The organism is Azotobacter salinestris (genome assembly GCF_009363155.1).
Taxonomy (GTDB): domain Bacteria; phylum Pseudomonadota; class Gammaproteobacteria; order Pseudomonadales; family Pseudomonadaceae; genus Azotobacter; species Azotobacter salinestris.
Window position 1 is genome coordinate 2,960,419 of the sequence record NZ_CP045302.1, and the last position, 21,799, is coordinate 2,982,217.

14 protein-coding genes and 6 pseudogenes are annotated in these 21,799 nt (G+C 63.2%); 14 read left to right on the forward strand and 6 right to left on the reverse strand.

Annotated features, from left to right (window positions below; translation table 11 throughout):
- The first annotated feature begins 57 nt into the window (after window positions 1-57).
- Complete coding sequence (locus GCU53_RS13695; protein ID WP_280115883.1) at window positions 58-1,758, forward strand: cyclic peptide export ABC transporter; 1,701 nt, start codon at window positions 58-60, stop codon at window positions 1,756-1,758.
- Window positions 1,755-3,077 (forward strand): PepSY-associated TM helix domain-containing protein, encoded by a 1,323-nt coding sequence (locus GCU53_RS13700; protein WP_208845257.1) that lies wholly within the window; start codon window positions 1,755-1,757, stop codon window positions 3,075-3,077. Before GCU53_RS13695 ends, GCU53_RS13700 begins: the two co-directional genes overlap by 4 nt.
- Before the next feature lie 239 nt (window positions 3,078-3,316).
- On the opposite strand, the gene GCU53_RS13705 is transcribed toward GCU53_RS13700, so the two are convergent.
- A complete protein-coding gene (locus GCU53_RS13705; protein ID WP_152388113.1) occupies window positions 3,317-4,084 on the reverse strand; it encodes an ABC transporter ATP-binding protein in 768 nt (255 codons plus the stop codon).
- Window positions 4,085-4,269: 185 nt separating this feature from the next.
- Here GCU53_RS13705 and GCU53_RS26145 point away from each other — a divergent pair.
- Window positions 4,270-4,389, forward strand: a pseudogene (locus GCU53_RS26145) (IS630 family transposase); the annotation flags it as partial.
- Here GCU53_RS26145 and GCU53_RS13710 read toward each other — a convergent pair.
- Window positions 4,363-5,043: pseudogene (locus GCU53_RS13710) on the reverse strand (TolC family protein); the annotation flags it as partial. The pseudogenes GCU53_RS26145 and GCU53_RS13710 sit on opposite strands and share 27 nt — an antisense overlap.
- A gap of 104 nt (window positions 5,044-5,147) precedes the next feature.
- Between GCU53_RS13710 and GCU53_RS13715 the strand changes: the two are divergent.
- The 6 genes from GCU53_RS13715 (at window position 5,148) to GCU53_RS13740 (ending at window position 13,658) form a co-directional block, all read left to right on the forward strand.
- The gene (locus tag GCU53_RS13715; RefSeq protein WP_152388114.1) at window positions 5,148-5,765 is read left to right on the forward strand and encodes a TetR/AcrR family transcriptional regulator; all 618 of its coding nucleotides are present in this window, start codon (window positions 5,148-5,150) and stop codon (window positions 5,763-5,765) included.
- Between the two features lie 82 nt (window positions 5,766-5,847).
- Window positions 5,848-6,966: an efflux RND transporter periplasmic adaptor subunit gene (locus GCU53_RS13720; RefSeq protein WP_152388115.1), complete on the forward strand. Its 1,119-nt coding sequence runs from the start codon at window positions 5,848-5,850 to the stop codon at window positions 6,964-6,966.
- Window positions 6,963-10,052: an efflux RND transporter permease subunit gene (locus GCU53_RS13725; RefSeq protein ID WP_152388116.1), complete on the forward strand. Its 3,090-nt coding sequence runs from the start codon at window positions 6,963-6,965 to the stop codon at window positions 10,050-10,052. The genes GCU53_RS13720 and GCU53_RS13725 overlap by 4 nt, the downstream gene beginning before the upstream one ends.
- Before the next feature lie 138 nt (window positions 10,053-10,190).
- Complete coding sequence (locus tag GCU53_RS13730) at window positions 10,191-11,288, forward strand: IS630 family transposase (protein ID WP_152386010.1); 1,098 nt, start codon at window positions 10,191-10,193, stop codon at window positions 11,286-11,288.
- A gap of 87 nt (window positions 11,289-11,375) precedes the next feature.
- The gene (locus GCU53_RS13735) at window positions 11,376-12,473 is read left to right on the forward strand and encodes an IS630 family transposase (RefSeq protein WP_152388117.1); all 1,098 of its coding nucleotides are present in this window, start codon (window positions 11,376-11,378) and stop codon (window positions 12,471-12,473) included.
- Window positions 12,474-12,560: 87 nt separating this feature from the next.
- Entirely contained in the window at window positions 12,561-13,658 is a 1,098-nt protein-coding gene (locus GCU53_RS13740) for an IS630 family transposase (protein ID WP_152388118.1), read from the forward strand.
- 12 nt (window positions 13,659-13,670) lie between these two features.
- Here the strand turns inward: GCU53_RS13740 and GCU53_RS26150 are convergent.
- A pseudogene (locus GCU53_RS26150) lies at window positions 13,671-14,344 on the reverse strand (IS5 family transposase); the annotation flags it as partial.
- 103 nt (window positions 14,345-14,447) lie between these two features.
- Here GCU53_RS26150 and GCU53_RS13755 point away from each other — a divergent pair.
- Together GCU53_RS13755 and GCU53_RS13760 are read left to right on the forward strand one after the other, a co-directional pair.
- Window positions 14,448-15,485 carry an IS630 family transposase gene (locus GCU53_RS13755; protein ID WP_152388121.1) on the forward strand — a complete coding sequence of 346 codons (1,038 nt, stop codon included), beginning with the start codon at window positions 14,448-14,450 and terminating at the stop codon, window positions 15,483-15,485.
- Between the two features lie 652 nt (window positions 15,486-16,137).
- Window positions 16,138-16,983, forward strand: a complete 846-nt coding sequence (locus GCU53_RS13760) for a calcium-binding protein (RefSeq protein WP_152388122.1) — start codon at window positions 16,138-16,140, stop codon at window positions 16,981-16,983.
- Between the two features lie 99 nt (window positions 16,984-17,082).
- Here GCU53_RS13760 and GCU53_RS13765 read toward each other — a convergent pair whose 3' ends face one another.
- Window positions 17,083-18,012 carry a MurR/RpiR family transcriptional regulator gene (locus tag GCU53_RS13765; RefSeq protein ID WP_152388123.1) on the reverse strand — a complete coding sequence of 310 codons (930 nt, stop codon included), beginning with the start codon at window positions 18,010-18,012 and terminating at the stop codon, window positions 17,083-17,085.
- Window positions 18,013-18,230: 218 nt separating this feature from the next.
- Here GCU53_RS13765 and GCU53_RS13770 point away from each other — a divergent pair.
- From GCU53_RS13770 to GCU53_RS13780, 3 genes and pseudogenes are all read left to right on the forward strand, one after another.
- Window positions 18,231-18,611: pseudogene (locus GCU53_RS13770) on the forward strand (aldehyde dehydrogenase family protein); the annotation flags it as partial.
- Window positions 18,612-18,649: 38 nt separating this feature from the next.
- Window positions 18,650-19,492: a TIM barrel protein gene (locus GCU53_RS13775; protein ID WP_152388124.1), complete on the forward strand. Its 843-nt coding sequence runs from the start codon at window positions 18,650-18,652 to the stop codon at window positions 19,490-19,492.
- Between the two features lie 102 nt (window positions 19,493-19,594).
- A pseudogene (locus GCU53_RS13780) lies at window positions 19,595-20,606 on the forward strand (IS110 family RNA-guided transposase).
- A 283-nt stretch (window positions 20,607-20,889) separates the two neighbouring features.
- On the opposite strand, the pseudogene GCU53_RS13785 reads toward GCU53_RS13780, so the two are convergent.
- Both GCU53_RS13785 and GCU53_RS13790 read right to left on the reverse strand, forming a co-directional pair.
- Window positions 20,890-21,135, reverse strand: a pseudogene (locus GCU53_RS13785) (IS4 family transposase); the annotation flags it as partial.
- 218 nt (window positions 21,136-21,353) lie between these two features.
- On the reverse strand, window positions 21,354-21,773 hold the full coding sequence (locus GCU53_RS13790) for a Csu type fimbrial protein (RefSeq protein ID WP_167520067.1): 420 nt from the start codon (window positions 21,771-21,773) through the stop codon (window positions 21,354-21,356).
- Window positions 21,774-21,799: the final 26 nt, after the last annotated feature.

Genomic DNA, 21,799 nt, shown 5'->3' on the forward strand with positions numbered 1-21,799 from the left:
GCGTCGCCCGGCCGCTGCCCGGCCGGCTAAACCGGGCGGCGGGCGATCCGTCTTGATCTGCAGTGCTTCTTCTTCCCTGCCAGAGGTGATCCATCCGTGCTCGTCCATCTGATCAGACAGTCCCGCCGCCTGCTGGCCGCCGCCGCCGTGGCGAGCGTCGTATCCGGGGTGTGCAGCGTGCTGCTCGTCACCCAGATCAATGCCGCGCTCACCGCAGACGGCCCGGGGCAGCGCGCCGCCCTGGCCTGGCACTTCGCGGGCATCGCCCTGGCGGCGATGCTCGCCCACATGCTCTCGTCGGTGCTGTTCGAGCGCCTGAGCCAGGGCGCGCACGCCGAGCTGCGGCGCTTCATCTCGGCGCGGGTGGTCGGCACCGATTTCCGTCGCCTGGAGGAGATCGGCGGGCCGCGGGTGCAGTCGGCGCTGTCCGAGCACAGCGCCAAGGTCGCCGAATTCTTCGTCAGCTTCCCGACCATCCTGGTCAACGCCATCGTCGTGGCCGGCTGCCTGGTCTACATGGCCTGGCTGTCCTGGCAGATATTCCTCGCCGCGGCCGTGGTCATCGGGCTGGGCTCGCTCGGCTACCACCTGGCCCATCTGCGGGCGATCCGCCACCTGGAGGTCGCCTCCAAAGAGCAGGACCGCCTGTTCGGCCATTTCCGCTCGCTGATGGAGGGCGCCAAGGAGCTGCGCCTGCATGCGCTCAAGCGCGCGCGCTTCTCGAAGGAGGTGCTCGGCGCCTCGATCGAGGACGTGCGCCGCGAGCGCACCCGCGGCATGTCGATCTTCGTCGTCTCGGCGGCCTGGGGCAATTTCCTGATCTACGCCTTCATCGGCCTGGTGCTGTTCGTGCTGGTCGGCGAGGTGCCCGACCGGGCGCGCATCATGACCGGCTTCGCGCTGGTCTTCGTCTACATGGTGGCGCCGCTGGAGAACCTGCTGCTCGCCCTGCCGAGGGCCAATCTGGCCAAGGTCTCGGCGGCGCGCATCGACGAGATCACCCGCGAGTTGCAGCCGGGCGAGGCCGAAGCCCTGCCGCAGGCGCCGGCCGCGCTCGCCAGCCTGAGCCTGGAGGGCGTCTGCCACCGCTACTACCACGAGGCGGCCGACGAGGTGTTTACCCTGGGCCCGATCGATCTGGACTTCGCGCCCGGACAGCTCAACTTCCTGGTCGGCGGCAACGGCAGCGGCAAGACCTCCCTGGCCAAGCTGCTGGTGGGCCTCTACCGGCCGGAGGCGGGCGTGATCCGGCTCGACGGCAAGGCGGTCGACGACAGCAACCGTGACGGTTATCGGCAGAATTTCTCGGCGATCTTCTCGGATTTCCACCTGTTCGAGCGCCTGCTCGATGCGCCCTCGGCCGAGCTGGACGCCCGCGGCAACGCGCTGCTCGCCAAGCTCCACCTGCAGCACAAGGTGCAGGTGCGCGACGGCGCCTTCACCACGCGCTCGCTCTCCCAGGGACAGCGCAAGCGTCTGGCGCTGGTGGTGGCCTACCTCGAGGATCGGCCCTTCCTGGTCTTCGACGAATGGGCGGCCGACCAGGATCCGGTATTCAAGGATGTGTTCTACTGCGAGCTGCTCCCCGAACTGAAGGCCATGGGCAAGACCATGCTGGTGATTTCCCACGACGACCGCTACTTCCACCTCGCCGACCGCCTGATCCGCATGGAGAACGGCCAGGTGACGGCCATCGAGACACCGCCCCGGTCGCTGGCCGCGGCGCCGCAAACGACCGCTGCCGGCGTGCCGTCGTGAGTCTGCCCGGGCTTGGCGGGGCGGCCCGCGGCGGGCGCTGGCGGATCGACCGGCCGCTGCTGGTGCTGATCCACCGCTACGTGGGCCTGACGATGGCCGGTTTCCTGCTGGTGGCGGGCCTCACCGGGAGTCTGCTGGCCTGGAACGAGGAGCTGGAGGCCGTGCTCAGCCCGGCGCTGTTCCGGGTCGCGCCGCCGGGGCCGGAGGCCAGGCCGCTCGACCCTCTGGTCCTGCGCGCGCGGGTGCAGGACCTGCACCCGCAGGCTTTCGTGGCGCGTGCGCCGCTGAAGGTGGAGCCGGGACGCTCCGTGACCTTCCGGCTCTTCGCGCTGCCCGATCCGGCTACCGGCGCGGTACCCGAGCTGGCCAACGACCAGGTCTTCGTCAATCCCTATACGGGCGAGGTGCTCGGCGCGCGCAAGTGGGGCGACATCACCCAGGGGCCGAAGAACCTGATGCCCTTCCTCTACCGCCTGCACTTTTCGCTGGCGCTGGGCAGCCTCGGCAGCTACCTCCTCGGCATCGTCGCCCTGCTGTGGACGCTGGACTGCTTCGCGGGCGCCTACCTCACCTTCCCGGCCCGCCAGCGCAACCGGGCGCAGCGCACGCCGGGCAAGGGCTGGCTGGCGCGCTGGTGGCCGGCGTGGCAGGTGCGCTGGACGGGCGGCAGCTACAAGCTGAACTTCGACCTGCACCGCGCCGGCGGCCTGTGGCCGTGGGCGATGCTGTTCGTGCTGGCTTGGAGCAGCGTGGCCTTCAACCTGTCCGAGGTCTACGACCCGGTGATGAAGACGCTGTTCGCCCATCAGCCGGACGGGCCGGCGAGCCGCAATCGCGCCGCGCCGCAGCTCGAGCCGCGCCTGGACTGGTTCGAGGCGCGCGAGACCGGCCGCCGCCTGATGGCCCGGGAGGCGCAGGCGCAGGGCTTCGCCGTGCAGTGGGAGGACGCGCTCACCTACGATCCGCGCCAGGGGCTGTACAGCTACCGGGTGCACAGCGATCGCGACCTGTCGCAGCACTGGGGCAGCACCCAGGTGAGCTTCGACGCCAACTCCGGCGCGCTCGTCCAGGTCTGGCTGCCCACCGGCGCGGCCAGCGGCGACACCCTGCGCACCTGGTTCGTCAGCCTGCACATGGCGGCGCTCTGGGGCCTGCCGTTCAGGCTCTTGGTCTGCCTGCTGGGCCTGGCCGTGGCGATGCTGTCGGTCACCGGGACGCTGATCTGGTGGAGGAAGCGCCAGGGGCGGCTCAAGATGGAAGGCAAGCGGGCGGCCGAGAACGCATCCATCGCCCATGCGGCGAGGCTGGATGGGCAATGAGGGTTGGATGATCGCAGTGTGCTGCTCGGGAATTGAGCCAGCCCTTCTGCGACGACTGCCCGCGCCCATGGCGGGAAAGGCCTGCGGCCGTTTCCCGCCCTACGGGTCCAGCCCCAGCCGTGGGGTGGATGGCCACCCCGTGGAAAACCGCGCAGCGTTTTCCACCGCTGCCATGCCCCGAAGGACCTGCCGCCATTCCCGACCGGTCGGCCAGCCGCAGCGTGGCGGGGGCGCATCCATCACTGCGCCACGGCGATCGGATGCCCGCTGTCGGGATGCTGCAGCACACGCATCGGGATGCCGTGGATCGCCTCCAGGGTGGCCGGGTTCATCAGCGCGGACGGGCTGCCGCTGACCAGCAGGCGGCCGCCGTGCAGGGCGATCAGCCGGTCGCAGTAGCGGGCGGCCAGGTTGATGTCGTGCAGCGCCACCACCACGCCGAGATCCAGCTGCCGGCTGAGTTCGCGCAGGCGGGCGAGGGTTTCCAGGCGGCGAGCCAGGTCGAGCGCCGCAACGGGCTCGTCGAGCAGCAGATAGCGGGTGTCCCGCGCCAGCAGCATGGCCAGCCAGACCCGTTGCCGTTCGCCGTCGGAGAGCCGGTCGACCCGCTGCTCGGCGAGGTCCGCGGTGTCGGTCAGCTCCAGCACGCGCTCGGCCTGCAGCCGGTCGCAGGCGGCGAAGCGCCCCAGCAGGCCGCGCCAGGGGTGGCAGCCGGAGCCGACCAGTTCGCGCACTCTCAGGGCGCACGTCGCCGGCACCCGCTGCGGCAGATAGGCGACCAGGCCGGCGAACTCGCGCGCCGACCAGGCGGCCAGCGGCCGCTCGTCCAGCCGCAGCAGGCCGCCGCTCGGCACCAACTGGCGGGCCAGCAGCCCGAGCAGGGTGGACTTGCCCGAGCCGCTGTGGCCGATCAGGCCGACCATCTGGCCGCGGGGAATCTGCAGGCTGACCGAGTGCAGCAGGGGCCAGCCTTCCAGGTGGAAGCTGACATCGTTCAGCTCGAACATCGGTCTCCGCTCTTGGTGACAGGGGTGCGGCGCTGTGTGAAGGCTTTGACTCTAATTCAGATGATAATGCTTATCAATTGTTTAATCGGCGAAACCTGTCTAGTGGCCTGAATCAGAAATTCGCATGAACTGATCGAAGCAGAGAAACCCTACTGAGAGGGTTGTCCAAGCTGCGGGAGACTGCCATGGCTGACCCTCGTGCCGTATCGATCACGCTGTCCGATAGCGACCGCGCCACCCTGACGGACTGGAAACGGCGGCGCTCGACGGCCCAGGGGCTGGCCATGCGGGCGCGCATCGTACTTATAAAGGAGATTGACCGTTGAGAGCCGTTCCTGCTGTGTCTGCACCTGCCGGTGTGCAACATCAAGGCGGGCTTGCAATCCGCGGATGCTGATGTAAATGTCGGCGGTCTGCGCCGCCACAGCCAATCGTGTTGCGGCCGCGCCTGCCTCCGAAGCCTGGTACTCTGCAAGCGCCGTTTCGCGCCCACGACGCAGGCTGCCGGATATGTCCAGTTCCCAGCTCGCGCCAAGACTGGCTTCGTAGGCATTGCCGTAGCGGTCAAATCGGGCGTCGAGTTCAGAACTTGTCCCAGCGGCGTTTCAACCGACTGGTAGGCCCTGGCTGCTTGACCGCTAATGTTGCCGGAGGGCAACAAGGCGGCCACTCGCCGCCCCGAGTCCCGCACGCGCTTGAGCGACGCGAGCGGACGCCTGCGCGAGATCGAGGTTCTGCTCCAGCGCAAGTATCACGAATCGAGTTAGTTGCGGGTCGCCGAAACCCGTCCACCATGCGGCGAGATCGGCGCTGGCAGTGGCATGCCGTTGATCTACTGCCGCCTGGCCCAGATATCGTTCCGGCAAGGGCATGTCGAGGCGAACGTAGTCTGGACCGATGGCGCAGCCTGCCGAGAGGCTGGCACTGATGAGCATGGCAAGGGTGCGCTTGGATAGCATGGGCTTCTTCCGGAGCAGGAGATATGGCGAGCAGAATTATAGTGACCATAATACATATTGGTCATATGTTTCCCCCTTTTAAGACTGGCAGTAAGCTGTAAACCATGAGCAAAGCAGTCACTAATTCAGTTTCGGCCCGCGGCCCAGCCGATCACGAGGTGCGAGATCAGATCGTTGCCGCAGCTACCGAGCACTTCAGCCGGTATGGCTACGAGAAGACGACCGTCTCTGATCTCGCCAAAGCTATCGGCTTTTCCAAGGCCTACATCTACAAGTTCTTCGAGTCCAAGCAGGCCATTGGCGAGATGATCTGCTCGAACTGTCTGCGCCAGATCGAAGCTGAGGTCAGAGCGGCTGTTGATGACGCTGATCGACCGCCGGAGAAGTTGCGGCGGATGTTCAAGGCGATCGTCGTGGCGAGCCTTCGCCTGTTTTTCCAGGACCGTAAGCTCTACGAGATTGCGGCTTCGGCGGCAACCGAGCGCTGGCAGGCGGCGCTCGCTTATGAAGAGCGCATTCGGAAGCTGCTTCAGGACATCTTGCAGGAAGGTCGGCAAACCGGAGACTTCGAGCGCAAGACGCCCCTCGATGAAACCGTGATGGCGATCTATCTGGTCATGCGTCCTTACCTCAACCCGCTGCTCTTGCAGCACAGCTTCGACTACACCGACGAAGCGCCCGCCCAGCTGTCTGGCCTGGTGCTGCGCAGCCTGTCGCCCTGAGACGAGGAGGCTTTGTGACTATTGACTATTTTGGTCACTAGATTCAGAGTGGAGTCCTGACCGATTCGTCGATGGGACTCTCATGCTCCGACGCCGCCTCCTTGCATCTACCGTCATCTGCGCCGCATTGCCGCTTGCGTTGGTCGCCTGCGGCGAAAAAACACAATTCGATCCACGCACCGAAGCGCCGCTGGTGCGTGCCGCCATCGTTCAAGGGGCAATCCCTGCGTCACGCTCCTTCACCGGGACCGTAGCTGCTCGAGTCCAGAGCGACCTGGGCTTTCGCGTCTCCGGCAAGGTGCTGGAGAGGCTTGTAGATACGGGACAAACCGTCAAACGCGGTCAGCCACTCATGCGCATCGATCCCGTCGATTTGAAGCTCGCAGCGCATGCGCAGCGGGAGGCTGTCGCTGCTGCGCGAGCGCGGGCGCAGCAAACGGCTGAGGATGAATCCCGCTACCGCAACCTGCGCGGAACCGGCGCGATATCGGCTTCGGCCTACGATCAGGTCAAGGCTGCGGCGGATGCCGCCAAGGCCCAGCTCAATGCGGCCGAGGCCCAGGCTGAAGTTGCCCTCAACGCGACACATTATGCCGAGTTGGTGGCCGATGCCGATGGCATCGTCATGGAAACGCTGGTCGAACCCGGCCAAGTCGTCAGTGCCGGACAAGTCGTGGTGCGCTTGGCTCATGCCGGACCCCGTGAAGCGGTTATCCAGTTGCCGGAAACCCTGCGCCCTGCGGTCGGTTCCGCCGCACAGGCCACGCTCTTCGGCAAAGAGGACGTTAGCGTTCCGACCAAGCTCCGGCAGCTATCGGATGCCGCAGACCGACTGACCCGCACCTTCGAGGCGCGCTATGTGCTGGAAGGGGAACTGGCCAACGCGCCGTTGGGCACCACGGTCACCCTCCGGCTCCCGGATGGGCATTCCTCCGCGCAAGGCGGCTTGCAGGTGCCGATCGGCTCCCTGTACGACGCAGGGAAGGGGCCAGGGGTATGGGTGATCCATGGCGAGCCGGCAAAAGTCTACTGGCAACCGGTCGCGGTCCAGAACCTGGACGATGAGGGTGCGTGCATCACCGGTCAGCTCAAGCAAGGCGAGCGGATAGTCACGCTCGGCGCGCACTTGCTGCACGACGGCCAGCAGGTGCGGGTGGCTGGTCAAGCCGCCGTCGCGGCGGCCGAGGGAGTCCGCCCGTGAGCGAAGGCCGTTTCAACCTGTCAGCGCTCGCCGTACGCGAGCGCTCCATCACCTTGTTCCTGATCTGTCTGATCTCGTTGGCCGGGCTCATTTCGTTCTTCAAGTTGGGCCGGGCGGAAGACCCAGCTTTCACGGTCAAGGTGATGACCATCGTGACCGCTTGGCCCGGGGCCACCGCACAGGAAATGCAGGACCAAGTCGCCGAGAAGATCGAAAAGCGCATGCAGGAGCTGCGCTGGTACGACCGCACCGAGACCTACACAAGACCCGGCTTGGCCTTCACGACCTTGACGTTGCTCGACAGCACACCGCCTTCGGAAGTGCAGGAGGAGTTCTACCAGGCCCGCAAGAAAATCGGCGACGGGACAAAGGATCTTCCGTCTGGCGTGATCGGGCCGATGGTCAACGACGAATACGCGGATGTCACCTTTGCCCTGTTCGCGCTCAAGGCCAAGGGCGAACCGCAGCGCTTGCTGGTACGCGACGCGGAGAGGCTGCGCCAGCGGCTGCTGCACGTGCCGGGCGTGAAGAAGGTCAACATCGTCGGCGAACAGTCGGAGCGCATCTATGTCGAGTTCTCACATGAACGCCTGGCAACGCTGGGTATCGGCCCGCAGGAGGTGTTCGCCGCGCTCAACGGCCAGAATGCCCTGACGCCGGCGGGCTCGGTGGAAACCAAGGGGCCGCAGGTGTTCATTCGCCTGGACGGCGCGTTCGACGAATTGCAGAAGATCCGCGACACGCCGGTTGTGGCGCAGGGCCGCACGCTGAAGCTGTCGGACATCGCCACCGTCAAGCGTGGCTATGAAGACCCGGCTACTTTCATGATCCGCAACGGCAACGAACCTGCACTGCTGCTGGGCATCGTCATGCGCGATGGTTGGAACGGTCTCGACCTGGGCAAGGCGCTGGACAGCGAGGTGAGTGCGATCAACGCCGAGATGCCGCTGGGCATGAGCCTGACCAAGGTAACGGATCAGGCTGTCAACATCAGCTCGGCGGTCGATGAGTTCATGGTCAAGTTCTTCGTCGCGCTGCTGGTCGTCATGCTGGTGAGCTTTATCAGTATGGGCTGGCGCGTGGGCGTCGTGGTCGCAGCGGCCGTGCCGCTGACGCTGGCGGTGGTCTTCGTGGTGATGGCCGCAACCGGCAAGAACTTCGACCGCATCACGTTGGGTTCCCTGATCCTGGCGCTGGGCCTGCTGGTGGATGACGCCATCATCGCCATCGAAATGATGGTGGTGAAGATGGAGGAAGGTTACAGCCGCATCGCCGCTTCCGCGTATGCCTGGAGCCACACCGCCGCACCGATGCTGTCGGGCACGCTGGTCACGGCCGTCGGCTTCATGCCCAATGGCTTCGCCCGATCCACTGCGGGCGAATACACCAGCAACATGTTCTGGATCGTCGGCATTGCACTGATCTCGTCGTGGCTGGTCGCAGTGCTGTTCACGCCCTACTTCGGCGTCAAGCTGCTGCCCGACTTCGAAAAGGCCGAAGGCGGCCACGACGCGCTCTACGATACGCCGCGCTACAACCGCTTTCGTCAGGTGCTGGCGCGTGTCATCGCACACAAGTGGCTGGTTGCTGGCGCAGTGGTTGGCCTTTTCGTCGTGGCCATACTCGGCATGGGGTTGGTCAAGAAGCAGTTCTTTCCGATCTCCGACCGCCCCGAAGTGCTAGTCGAGGTGCAGATGCCTTACGGCACCTCGATCGCACAAACCAGCGCCGCCACGGCGAAGGTGGAAGCCTGGCTGGCCGGGCAGGAAGAAGCCAGGATCGTCACGGCTTACGTCGGCCAGGGCGCGCCACGCTTCTACATGGCAATGGGGCCGGAACTGCCTGATCCGTCATTTGCCAAGATCGTGATCCGTACGGACAACCGGGAAGAGCGGGAGGCGTTGAAACAGCGATTGCGCAAGGCGATTTCCGAGGGCCTGGCCGCCGAGGCGCGCGTGCGTATCACCCAACTCGTGTTCGGCCCTTATTCGCCATTCCCGGTCGCCTACCGCGTCACTGGCCCGGACGTGGACAAGCTGCGCGATATCGCAGCTGACGTGCAACAGGTCATGAATGCCAGTCCGATGATGCGCACGGTCAACACCGACTGGGGCACGCGCACGCCCACGCTGCACTTCACCTTGCAGCAGGACCGGCTGCAGGCCGTAGGGCTGTCCTCCAGCGCCGTCGCGCAACAACTGCAGTTCTTGTTGAGCGGCATACCCATTACCGTCGTGCGTGAGGACATTCGTACGGTGCAGGTCGTGGCCCGTTCGGCTGGGGATATCCGCTTCGACCCGACCAGGGTCATGGGCTTCACATTGGCTGGCACCAACGGGCAGCGCATCCCGCTGTCGCAGGTCGGCGAGGTCGATGTGCGCATGGAGGAGCCGGTCATGCGCCGGCGCGACCGCATGCCGACGATCACCGTGCGGGGCGACATTGCCGATGGTTTGCAGCCGCCGGATGTGTCAACGGCCATCACCCGGCAGCTACAGCCCACCATGAAGAAACTGCCGAGCGGCTATCGCATCGAGCAGGCAGGCTCCATCGAAGAGTCAGGCAAGGCGACGGTGGCGATGTTGCCGCTGTTTCCCATCATGCTGGCAATCACCCTGATCATCCTCATTTTGCAGGTGCGCTCGATATCCGCGATGGTCATGGTCTTCCTGACCAGTCCGCTGGGGCTGATCGGCGTGGTGCCCACGCTGATTCTTTTTCAGCAGCCATTCGGCATCAATGCGTTGGTCGGTCTGATTGCGCTGTCAGGCATCCTGATGCGCAACACGCTGATTCTGATCGGGCAGATCCACCACAACGAACAGGCGGGATTGGACCCGTTTCGTGCAGTCGTCGAGGCAACCGTACAGCGTGCCCGCCCGGTGATCCTGACCGCATTGGCCGCGATCCTGGCCTTCATCCCGCTGACCCATTCGGTGTTCTGGGGAACGCTCGCCTACACGCTGATTGGCGGCACGTTCGCGGGAACGGTTCTGACCTTGGTGTTCCTGCCGGCCATGTATTCCATCTGGTTCAGGATCAAGTCCGACAGCGGCAGCCGATCCGTGGAGGCGGAGCTCGCATGAACAGGCACCACTGGCGGGCAGACCCTGCCGCATTCAATTCACCCATATCGAGGGGAACTGCTAGTGTGGTGAATCACAACTACTCAGGATAAGACTTGTCTACCGCGGAGCTGACAGAGTTTTTTCGGAGGGCATGCGATGAAAACAGGCCGCCCAGCCGTTCGGATCGAACTGACCGAACACGAGCATGCCGAACTCACCCGCCGCCGAGCCAGGCACAAGGGGCCTGCCGATATGCAGCTGCGCGCCGAGATCATTCTGTCCTGCGCTCGAGGCGAGTCCGGCTCTTCCATTGCTCGACGGCTCGGCATTACGGCGCAAACCGTTTCGAGGTGGCGCCTTCGCTTCGCCCGTTTGGGCCTGCAAGGCCTCAATGACGAGCCGCGCTCAGGCCGCCCACGCAGCATCAGCGATGAAAAGGTCCAGGAAGTGGTCGACCGGGTGCGGCAGACCCGGCCCGACGATGCCAGTCATTGGAGCTCGCGCCGGATGAGCAAGGCCACCCATATTTCACCGGCGAGCGTACAGCGTATCTGGCGAGCCTTCGGGCTCAAGCCTCACCTGGAGCACACCTTCAAGCTGTCCACCGATCCCGCCTTTGTCGACAAAGTGCAGGATATCGTAGGGCTCTACCTGAATCCGCCGGATAAAGCGCTGGTACTGTGCGTCGATGAGAAAAGCCAGATCCAGGCGCTCAATCGAACACAGCCGGGGCTGCCGCTGGAGCCTGGGTATCCGGCGACCCGTACCCATGATTATCAGCGCCATGGCACGACGTCCTTGTTTGCCGCCCTGGATGTGGCCACCGGCGAGGTGATCGGACGTCTCAAGCGCCGTCACCGCAGCGCAGAATTCCTGGAGTTTCTCAGGGCCATCGAGGAAACGGTCGAGAGCGACAAGGCCATCCACCTGATCATGGATAACTATGCCGTGCACAAGACCGACAAGGTGCGTGCCTGGCTTGTCGCGCACCCGCGTTATCACGTGCATTTCACCCCGACGTCTGCGTCATGGCTGAATCTGGTGGAGCGCTTTTTCTCGATGCTCACCCAGAAGTGGATAAAGCGCCAGGCCCATACCAGCGTGAAGGATCTCGAGCAGTCCATCGAGTATTACCTGGCGACCTACAACCAGAATCCAAGGCCTTTCCGCTGGAGTAAGGGAGCAGGTGAAATCCTGGCCTCTGTCGGCAGGGCTGCTCGAGCCTTGCAAAGAAATAATGAAGCGAACTTGTGATTCACCACACTAGTGTGGTGAATCACAACTACTCAGGATAAGTCTTGTCTACCGCGGAGCTGGCAGAGTTTTTTCGGAGGGCATGCGATGAAAACAGGCCGCCCAGCCGTTCGGATCGAACTGACCGAACACGAGCATGCCGAACTCACCCGCCGCCGAGCCAGGCACAAGGGGCCTGCCGATATGCAGCTGCGCGCCGAGATCATTCTGTCCTGCGCTCGAGGCGAGTCCGGCTCTTCCATTGCTCGACGGCTCGGCATTACGGCGCAAACCGTTTCGAGGTGGCGCCTTCGCTTCGCCCGTTTGGGCCTGCAAGGCCTCAATGACGAGCCGCGCTCAGGCCGCCCACGCAGCATCAGTGATGAAAAGGTCCAGGAAGTGGTCGACCGGGTGCGGCAGACCCGGCCCGACGATGCCAGCCATTGGAGCTCGCGCCGGATGAGCAAGGCCACCCATATTTCACCGGCGAGCGTACAGCGTATCTGGCGAGCCTTCGGGCTCAAGCCTCACCTGGAGCACACCTTCAAGCTGTCCACCGATCCTGCCTTTGTCGACAAGGTGCAGGATATCGTAGGGCTCTACCTGAATCCGCCGGATAAAGCGCTGGTACTGTGCGTCGATGAGAAAAGCCAGATCCAGGCGCTCAATCGAACACAGCCGGGGCTGCCGCTGGAGCCTGGGTATCCGGCGACCCGTACCCATGATTATCAGCGCCATGGCACGACGTCCTTGTTTGCCGCCCTGGATGTGGCCACCGGCGAGGTGATCGGACGTCTCAAGCGCCGTCACCGCAGCGCAGAATTCCTGGAGTTTCTCAGGGCCATCGAGGAAACGGTCGAGAGCGACAAGGCCATCCACCTGATCATGGATAACTATGCCGTGCACAAGACCGACAAGGTGCGTGCCTGGCTTGTCGCGCACCCGCGTTATCACGTGCATTTCACCCCAACGTCTGCGTCATGGCTGAATCTGGTGGAGCGCTTTTTCTCGATGCTCACCCAGAAGTGGATAAAGCGCCAGGCCCATACCCGCGTGAAGGATCTCGAGCAGTCCATCGAGTATTACCTGGCGACCTACAACCAGAATCCAAGGCCTTTCCGCTGGCGTAAGGGAGCAGGTGAAATCCTGGCCTCTGTCGGCAGGGCTGCTCGAGCCTTGCAAATAAATAATGAAGCGAACTTGTGATTCACCACACTAGTGTGGTGAATCACAACTACTCAGGATAAGACTTGTCTACCGCGGAGCTGGCAGAGTTTTTTCGGAGGGCATGCGATGAAAACAGGCCGCCCAGCCGTTCGGATCGAACTGACCGAACACGAGCATGCCGAACTCACCCGCCGCCGAGCCAGGCACAAGGGGCCTGCCGATATGCAGCTGCGCGCCGAGATCATTCTGTCCTGCGCTCGAGGCGAGTCCGGCTCTTCCATTGCTCGACGGCTCGGCATTACGGCGCAAACCGTTTCGAGGTGGCGCCTTCGCTTCGCCCGTTTGGGCCTGCAAGGCCTCAATGACGAGCCGCGCTCAGGCCGCCCACGCAGCATCAGTGATGAAAAGGTCCAGGAAGTGGTCGACCGGGTGCGGCAGACCCGGCCCGACGATGCCAGTCATTGGAGCTCGCGCCGGATGAGCAAGGCCACCCATATTTCACCGGCGAGCGTACAGCGTATCTGGCGAGCCTTCGGGCTCAAGCCTCACCTGGAGCACACCTTCAAGCTGTCCACCGATCCTGCCTTTGTCGACAAGGTGCAGGATATCGTAGGGCTCTACCTGAATCCGCCGGATAAAGCGCTGGTACTGTGCGTCGATGAGAAAAGCCAGATCCAGGCGCTCAATCGAACACAGCCGGGGCTGCCGCTGGAGCCTGGGTATCCGGCGACCCGTACCCATGATTATCAGCGCCATGGCACGACGTCCTTGTTTGCCGCCCTGGATGTGGCCACCGGCGAGGTGATCGGACGTCTCAAGCGCCGTCACCGCAGCGCAGAATTCCTGGAGTTTCTCAGGGCCATCGAGGAAACGGTCGAGAGCGACAAGGCCATACACCTGATCATGGATAACTATGCCGTGCACAAGACCGACAAGGTGCGTGCCTGGCTTGTCGCACACCCGCGTCATCATGTGCATTTCACCCCGACGTCTGCGTCATGGCTGAATCTGGTGGAGCGCTTTTTCTCGATGCTCACCCAGAAGTGGATAAAGCGCCAGGCCCATACCCGCGTGAAGGATCTCGAGCAGTCCATCGAGTATTACCTGGCGACCTACAACCAGAATCCAAGGCCCTTCCGCTGGCGTAAGGGAGCAGGTGAAATCCTGGCCTCTGTCGGCAGGGCTGCTCGAGCCTTGCAAAGAAATAATGAAGCGAACTTGTGATTCACCACACTAGGGCAAGCCCGGTCGAGGCTTACGGTGCATCTTGCGTAAGGGAATGATGGGCTTCATGCCATACCGGTCGCAGTATTGGCGCAGGCTTTCGCTGTCGTAGCCTTTGTCAGCCAGTACATACCGGCAGCGCTTGCGCGGACGACCCTGGCTGCCAGGCAGGCTGATCTGCTCAAGCAAGGGCATGAAATAGCGCGAGTCGGCGTCCTGCCCGGGTGAAAGCATCACTGCCAGCGGATACCCGTTGCTGTCACAGGCCAGATGAAGCTTGGTGGTCAGCCCACCACGGCTTCGGCCGAGACATTGGTGCTGCGGCTCTTGCAGGCCCCTTTTTTTCTCGCACCGCTGGCGGCTCTGGTGGCCCGAATCGACGTTGAGTCGACCATCCAGGTATCCAGGTCGATAAAGCCGTCCTCACGCAGACGCAGATGCAGATGCCGCAGCACCTGCTCGAAGGTGCCGTTGTCACGCCACAGCCTGAAGCGCTGATATACCGTCTTCCAGGGGCCATAACGCTCGGGAAGATCGCGCCACTTGGCCCCTGAGCACAGAATCCAGAAGATGCCGTTGAGCATCTGGCGGTCATCTCGCCGGGGGCGGCCCATGCGTTGAGGGGGAGAAACGATGGCTTCGATCATCGCCCAGCGCTGGGCAGAAATCTCGTAACGGCCTGACATGGCTGCGCTCGGAACAACGGAGGCGGCATTTTAGCCAAATCGACTTTTCAGACAAACCCTATTAATCCGGCAATCCAATAGGGCATAATCGCCATTTTTCCCGATGACCAGTGACGCTAGAAGCCTCAGCCCCTTGGAACAGCGCGAAAAACGCGCCATTGCCCTTCGCATGCGCGAGCAGGGGTATACCTACAGAGCCATCGGCGAAGCCGTTGGCGTTCATCTGCGCACCGTGGCGCACTGGGTCGAGGTGGCGCAGCACCAAGGCAAGTCGGCCGCCATTGAGGGTGGCCAGCGCGGGTCACTGCCAGGAGAGCGCCGCAGCCTCAGCCCGGAGCAGGAGGCACTGATTCGCACGCTATTGCTCGACACCATGCCAGACCAGTTGAAGCTCGCTTTCGCGCTCTGGACTCGGGATGCGGTACAAGCCCTGATCGCCCTGCACTGCGGTCTTCAGATGCCGATCCGGACAGTCGGTGAATACCTCAAGCGTTGGGGCTATACCCCACAACGGCCGCTGAAGCGCGCTTATCAGCAGCAGCCCGAGGCGATACAGCGCTGGTTGAAGAGCGAGTACCCGAAGATCGAGCGGCGCGCCAAGGCCGAGGGCGGCGAGATTCACTGGGGCGATGAAACCGGCTTGCGCAGCGATAGCCACGCGGGGCGCAGCTACGCCCCGGCAGGGCGAACGCCAGTCCGCGAGGTCAGTGGGAGCCGCTTTGCTTCGAACATGATTTCGACAGTGACCAACCGGGGCAAGCTGCGCTTCATGCTGTATCGGGAAACCATGACGGCGACCGTGCTGATCCGCTTCCTGGGGCGGCTGATCCGGGACACCCAGGGGCGCAAGGTCTTCCTGATTCTGGACAACCTGCGCGTGCATCACAGCAAGAAAGTGAAAGCCTGGCTGGATGAGCGTCGAGAGCGGATCGAAGTGTTCTTTCTGCCGGCCTACGCTCCGGAGCTTAATCCGGACGAGTACCTGAATGGCGACCTCAAGCAGCAAGTGCGCAGCGGGCCAAGCGTGAGAAGCCGGGAGGCTCTGGAAGGACGGGTTCGTTCGGTCATGCGCCGCCTGCAATCAAAGCCCGAGCGAATTCGCTCGTACTTCAGGCACCCCAAAATTGCCTATGCGGCATGATTTGAGGTATTGGATTGCCGGATTAATAACAGCTGCGCACAACTCTCAAGGCCCGCCATCAAATGCTCAACCAACAAGAGCAAGCATCAACGGGCAAGTGCTCTGCGCAACGACTCGCTGCCCTGCAGCTATTTTCGCCTCAGACTCATTCATCCGCCTGTTACCTTCTCTGCCAACCGCTTATCGAACGAGCCGGACGCAGCCTATTTTCGCTGCAGGAGGGCACTGTATCGAGGACACCGGCTTTTTGCCCTGCAACCCTATCAAGGCGTCGACAACCAAAGGATGGTCTGAAAAAGACTTTTTCTGAAAATCACAAGCCAGTAACCATGCGGCTTACAGGGCATGTGATCTCGTGAAAAATGGGGGCTTTTTCAGAGTTTCCCAAAGCGATGGCTTTCATTAACAAGCGCTCGAATTATATCTTCTGGCAATCAAATATTGCCAAAACCCCTCCCTGCCGGCCGGTCATCGGACAGGGGTCATATATATTCAATTCCTGCTGCACATTGCGACTATCTGGCTATGCTTGCTGCTTGCCGAAGAGCAACGAAGAGCCGCTGGCGGCGAACCTCTACTTCTGAAACAACCCTTAGAACAATTAGCCGACAATTAAAGCATCCCTGACATAATAAATAGGGAGAATAGAATAATGGCCATAATCAACGGCACTACTGGCAACGACACCCTCAGCGGTACCAACAGCAACGATGTCATCAATGGCTTCGCCGGTAATGACCGAGTCAACGGCCGCGACGGCAACGACTTGGTCTTTGGCGGCAACGGCAACGACAGCCTCTGCGGCGACAACGGCAACGATCGGCTCTTCGGCCAAAATGGCAAGGACTTGCTGGACGGCGGCAACGGCGAGGATTGGCTCGACGGCGGCAACGGCAACGATCGGCTTTACGGCCAAAACGGCAAGGACACCCTGGATGGCAGCAACGGCGAGGACTGGCTCGACGGCGGCAACGGTGACGACAGGCTTTATGGCGCCAATGGCGACGACAAACTCAAGGGCGGAAACGGCAAGGATCTGCTCTACGGAGAAAACGGCAAGGACAGGCTCTACGGCGGCAACGGCGACGATCTGCTCGAGGGCAATAACGGCAACGACCTGCTCGACGGCGGCCGCGGCGACGACTGGCTGGACGGCGGTGCCGGCAAGGACACGCTGATCGGGGGAGCCGGCAAGGATACCTTCGACTTCAACGCGCTCACCGACACGGGCCTGACCAGCAGCACCTGGGATGTCATCAGCGACTTCGTCCGGGGCGAAGACAAGATCGATCTGTCGACGCTGGATGCCAACACGGCCACGGGCGCCGACAATGCCTTCAGCACCCTCCTCACCGGCTCGACGGACTTCTCCGCTGCCGGGCAGCTGAAGTTCGACCAGGGCGTGCTCTACGGCAACGTGGACAACAACACTGCCGCGGACTTCGCCATCGCTCTCACCGGCGTGAACAGCCTGGCGCTGACGGACATCGTCGTCTGAGCCGGGCAGGATCACCCGCTCCTGGGGCAACCTCCTCGCCCCGACCGGCCCCGGCACCTTGCCGGGGCCTTTCTGGCTGGAAGAGCGCCGGCCGCCGTGCTACTCCAGATCGTCGAAACCGTCGTCCTCCAGACCGCCCGGCTCGTTGATCTCCTCGACCTTGAGCTCCAGGCGGTAGGCCACGGCAATGAACAGCGCCTGGCACAGGCTCAGGGTGGAGCTGAGCGAGCGGAAGGCGAAGGTGCTGCCCTCGTTCACCAGCAGCAGGGCGCTGGCGTGCTTGGCCAGCGGCGCCAGCTGGCTGTCGGTGACGATCAGCGTGTTGGCCTTGTGGTGCTGGGCGACGCGCACGCACTGCTGGGTTTCCTTGCCGTAGGGGCTGAAGCTGATGGCGATGACCAGGTCGCCCTCGCGCACGCTGCACATCTGCTCGCGGTAGCCGCCGCCCAGGCCGCTGACCAGATGAACGCGCTTTCTGGTGTGCTGCAGGCTGTAGACCAGATAGTGGGCCACGGCGAACGAGCGACGCACGCCGACCACATAGATGTTGTCGGCCTCGACCAGCAGATCCACCGCCTTGTCGAACTCGGTTTCGTCGAGCTCCTGGGCCAGCCGGTCGAGGCCGGAGCGGGTGGCGTTGATGCACTCGCGGGCCAGTTCGCCGCTGGAGGCCTTGTGCGAACGGTCGGCGATCATCCGGCGGATGCGCTGCTGGTAGTTCTGGATCGGCGTGGTCTTGTCGGTGTAGGCCTCGCGGAACAGCGCCTGCATCTCGCTGAAGCCCTTGAAGCCGAAACGCTGGGAAAAGCGCACGATGGCCGAGGGATGCACCTCGCACTGGCGGGCGATATCGCTGACCCGGTCGACCATCACCCGGTCGCTCTGCTGGCTCATGTAGCTGGCGATGCGCTTGAGCTGCCGCGGCAGGCTCTCGTACTCCTCGGTGATCAGTTGCAGCAGCCGCTCCACGCTGGCCGGCGCCTCCTGCAGCGTCTCGCCGGCGGCCTCGGGCAATTCGGAACTGGACATGCGATCTCTACCTCTTGTTGTGTTTCGTGTGGCCTGCCTGGCGACAGCATACCGGCGCAACCCCCGGAGCGCCTTCAGACTGAAAGCCTGCCTTTCAAGGTCTTCGGCTGAACGCCAATCGGCTGCTTGCCAGCAAGGCTATGGGGGCAGATTCAGCTGCGATCATTGGAAAAACCTGAAGCATCGCGCATGAATTCGCTCCGAAGCGCTATCGATCTCACTTCCCGGGTATGCCCAAGGGGAAAGTGCAAGCCCTTGAAAGGGGCGGCGCCAAGAGCCACATGATCGTGCTGCCCGACGCCAGCCTCGAGCAGGCCGCCGACGCGCTGATCGAGAAGCTGCTGCCGCGCATCGACTGCCGGCGCATCCGCAACGGCGTGAGCCCGGAGGCCGACATGGGCATGGTCGGCATCAACGTGCCGATCCCGGTGCCCATGGCCTGGCATCCCTTCGGCGGCTGGAAACGTTCGCGGTTCGGCGATCACCACGCCTATGGGGAGGAAGGCATCCGCCTCCACACCCGTTACAAAAGCGTCATGCAGTGCTGGCCGGACAACATCGCCAAGGGTCCGGAGTTCAGCATGCCGACCGCGAAGTAACCCAACCCATTGCGTGCAGCCTTACGGAGAATAACAAGATGACCCCGTCCCTCCCCTTCGCCCTCAACCGCATCGTCGCCCCGTCCCTGCCGCTGGCCGAGTTCCTCGATCTGGCGCGCGCCCTGAAGGCCGACAGCATCGAGCTGCGCAACGACCTCACCGGCAACGAGGTCGAAGACGGCACGCCGCCCGAACGAGTCTGCGAACTGTGCCGGGCCAAGGGCGTCCGCGTGCTGAGCATCAACGCGCTCTACCCCTTCGACGTGTGGAACGACGAGCGCCGCGCGCAAGCGCTCAAGCTCGCCGCCTATGCCCGCGCCTGCGGCGCCGAGGGGCTGGTGCTCTGCCCGCTGAACGACCCGGCCGACCCGCGCAGCCGCGCCGAACGGGTCCGGGGACTGCGCACCGCGCTGACTGCGCTGGCGCCGATCCTGCGCGAGCACGGCCTGCTCGGCTTCGTCGAGCCGCTGGGCTTCGAGAGCAGCGCGCTGCGCCGCAAGCACGATGCCGTGGAGGCGATCAAGGGCATCGGCGGGCTGGACGTGTTCCGCCTGGTCCACGACACCTTCCACCACCATCTGGCCGGCGAGCAGGAGTTCTTCCCCGAGCTGACCGGCATCGTGCACATCTCCGGGGTCGAGGACCGCCAGGTCGCGCTGGCCGAGATCCGCGACGGCCACCGCGTGCTGGTCGGCGAGGCCGACCTCCTCGGCAACGCCGAACAGATCCGCCGCCTGCTGGAGCTGGGCTACCGCGGCCCGTTCTCCTTCGAGCCCTTCGCCGAGAGCGTGCACGCCCTGCCCGAGATCCGCCCGGCGCTGCAGGAGAGCATGCGCCACCTGCAGGCCAGGGTGGCCGAGGCCGAAGGCTGCGCGGCGTAACGAAAAAGACGTAGGGCAATGAAATGGACTCCCCCCTCCTGCGGCGTCAACGCGCCAGACTGAAGTTGCTGGAAACAGCAGTCACCAGAGGAGGGAGTCCCCATGAAACTCAAGCGGATAGGCGTCGATTTGGCAAAGCAGGTATTCCAGATTCATGGCGTCGACAGCCACGAGCAGGCGGTCTGCCGCAAGCAGCTCAAACGCTCGCAAATGCTGGACTTCTTTCGTCGACTCGAGCCCTGCACGGTGGCGATGGCGGCCTGCGGCAGTGCCCATTACTGGGCGCGAGAACTGCGGACCCTCGGGCACGAGGTGCGTCCGATCGCGCCGCAGTTCGTCAAACCCTACGTCAAGAGCGGCAAGAACGACGCCAATGACGCCGAGGCGATCTTCAAAGCGATCTGTCGACCGAGCATGCGCTATGTCGAGGTGAAGAGCGCCGAGCAGCAGGCCAGCCAGGCGCTGCACCGGATCAGGAGCCGCCTGAGCCGGGCACGGACGGCGCTGGTCAACGAGATTCGCGGGCTGCTGGGCGAATTTGGCCTGGTCGAAGCCCGGCACGGCGTTGCCGCCACCCGCCGACTGACGCAGACGGCTCTGGATGCGCAGAACGGCTTGCCCGGGCAGATGCGCGAGCTGCTGGCGGAGTTGAGCGGCGAGTTGGACGAGCACGAGGCGCGGTTATCTCGTTTCGACGAGATGATCCAGCGCCAGGCTCGCGAGGACGAACGCGTGGGGCGCCTGCTGCAGGTCGAGGGCATCGGTCCGATCACCGCCACCGCCCTGGTGTCGGCCGTGGGCGATGCTCGCCAGTTCGACAGCGCTCGTCGGTTCGCCGCCTGGCTGGGGCTGGTCTCGCCAGCACTCCAGCGGCGGCAAGGAGCGCCTGGGGCCGATCAACAAGCGGAGCGATAGCTACTTGCGGACCCTGATGACTCACGGCGCCCAGGCAGTGCTCAGGCACTGCCAGCACAAGGCGGACCGGCGCAGCCAGTGGCTTCGGCAACTGGTATGCCGGTGCAGCCCGAACATCGCCACGGTTGCCCTGGCGAACACGAATGCCCGGATCGTCTGGGCGATCCTCAGCCGGGGCGAGGGCTATCGGCCTGGCTGAGCCCCCGGGTGGTACAGCCGGGAAGACGTTGAGCGGTAGATCCACCACGATTGCACAGTGACATGCAGCGATGACGAACCGGGCGAACCGGCATGTGTGAAACCTGCTTGCACCCCAGGCCCTCTGGTTACCAAGGCCGCCAGGGCGATCAGGCGCACATGAGCGGATATTCATCATGGCTCGGGGCAAACGGAGCCCCATCGAAAGCCGGATATACGGAAGCAGTCGTACCACGGTCGTCGACAAAGCGTTTCACTGGCAAACCGGGGGGGAGTCCATATAGGAGCATGGCCCGGTAAAACAACCCTCGCTCGGCCTGCAAGTGTCGGTTGCCAAGCAGACGGTCGATTCGCTTGATCGCATGCCTGGGCCACGACGAGCCGGGCATGGAACGCCCCAGTGCGGTCAGAGTCAGGCGGCGACCTTGCAGCAGGGCGGCCACCGACGCCATCAGGGCTTCGAGACGCCGGGCATGGATCATGGGGAGTGCCTTGGCGAAGGCATCGTGCAAGAATTGGACGGTCTGCATGGGGCTGGGGACATCGGTGTGTTTGGCGGCAACCAACGTGCCCGTCCATGCAGACATCCTCAAGCTCTACCTGACTGATTTTCCAGGAAAATTTCTGGGGATCATTCAAGATCAAATCGTTTTTGATCAACTCTCCGCTTTCAAAGTCGGTGGGAGCTGAATTCATCTAGAAACACATGACTACTTCAGACCATCCCAAGATGAAACCAATTCGGCGCTCAGAAATTGACGGTAACGATAATGCTGTCCGTGTAAATACCAACATGAGCATTCTGACGAGCAGGAATACGTCCATAAACCGTATGATTGACTGTCCCTGAAGTACTTCCCCCGATTTGGGCAGTACCGCCAGTACCATCGCCCCATATACTATTCCGGCTTGCATTGCTATAGAGGTTGTAAACAAGAATATGACCGGCACTGGTCATCTGCCGTTGACTGTAGTCTCCGGCTCCACTGCTCAGCGAGATGACATAGGAAGGGGTTTCGTCATCGCAGCTCACTTGGACATTACCAACTCCATCCAGAGGAGCAGTGTCGAAAATATCATAATTACCAAAGGCAACGCTCTGTGCCTCGACGTTGCAAGCACCGGAAGCCGCAATTGGCCGGCACACGATAAATATCAATATGAACAAATAGTGACACCGATGAAAAACCTGCC

What these genes read in the sequence shown, in the direction of transcription:
- GCU53_RS13705 (WP_152388113.1), bottom strand. Translation starts at nt 4,084, where the DNA reads ATGTTCGAGCTGAACGATGTCAGCTTCCACCTGGAAGGCTGGCCCCTG.
- GCU53_RS13715 (WP_152388114.1), top strand. Translation starts at nt 5,148, where the DNA reads ATGAGCAAAGCAGTCACTAATTCAGTTTCGGCCCGCGGCCCAGCCGAT.
- GCU53_RS13720 (WP_152388115.1), top strand. Translation starts at nt 5,848, where the DNA reads ATGCTCCGACGCCGCCTCCTTGCATCTACCGTCATCTGCGCCGCATTG.
- GCU53_RS13730 (WP_152386010.1), top strand. Translation starts at nt 10,191, where the DNA reads ATGAAAACAGGCCGCCCAGCCGTTCGGATCGAACTGACCGAACACGAG.
- GCU53_RS13735 (WP_152388117.1), top strand. Translation starts at nt 11,376, where the DNA reads ATGAAAACAGGCCGCCCAGCCGTTCGGATCGAACTGACCGAACACGAG.
- GCU53_RS13740 (WP_152388118.1), top strand. Translation starts at nt 12,561, where the DNA reads ATGAAAACAGGCCGCCCAGCCGTTCGGATCGAACTGACCGAACACGAG.
- GCU53_RS13755 (WP_152388121.1), top strand. Translation starts at nt 14,448, where the DNA reads ATGACCAGTGACGCTAGAAGCCTCAGCCCCTTGGAACAGCGCGAAAAA.
- GCU53_RS13760 (WP_152388122.1), top strand. Translation starts at nt 16,138, where the DNA reads ATGGCCATAATCAACGGCACTACTGGCAACGACACCCTCAGCGGTACC.
- GCU53_RS13765 (WP_152388123.1), bottom strand. Translation starts at nt 18,012, where the DNA reads ATGTCCAGTTCCGAATTGCCCGAGGCCGCCGGCGAGACGCTGCAGGAG.
- GCU53_RS13775 (WP_152388124.1), top strand. Translation starts at nt 18,650, where the DNA reads ATGACCCCGTCCCTCCCCTTCGCCCTCAACCGCATCGTCGCCCCGTCC.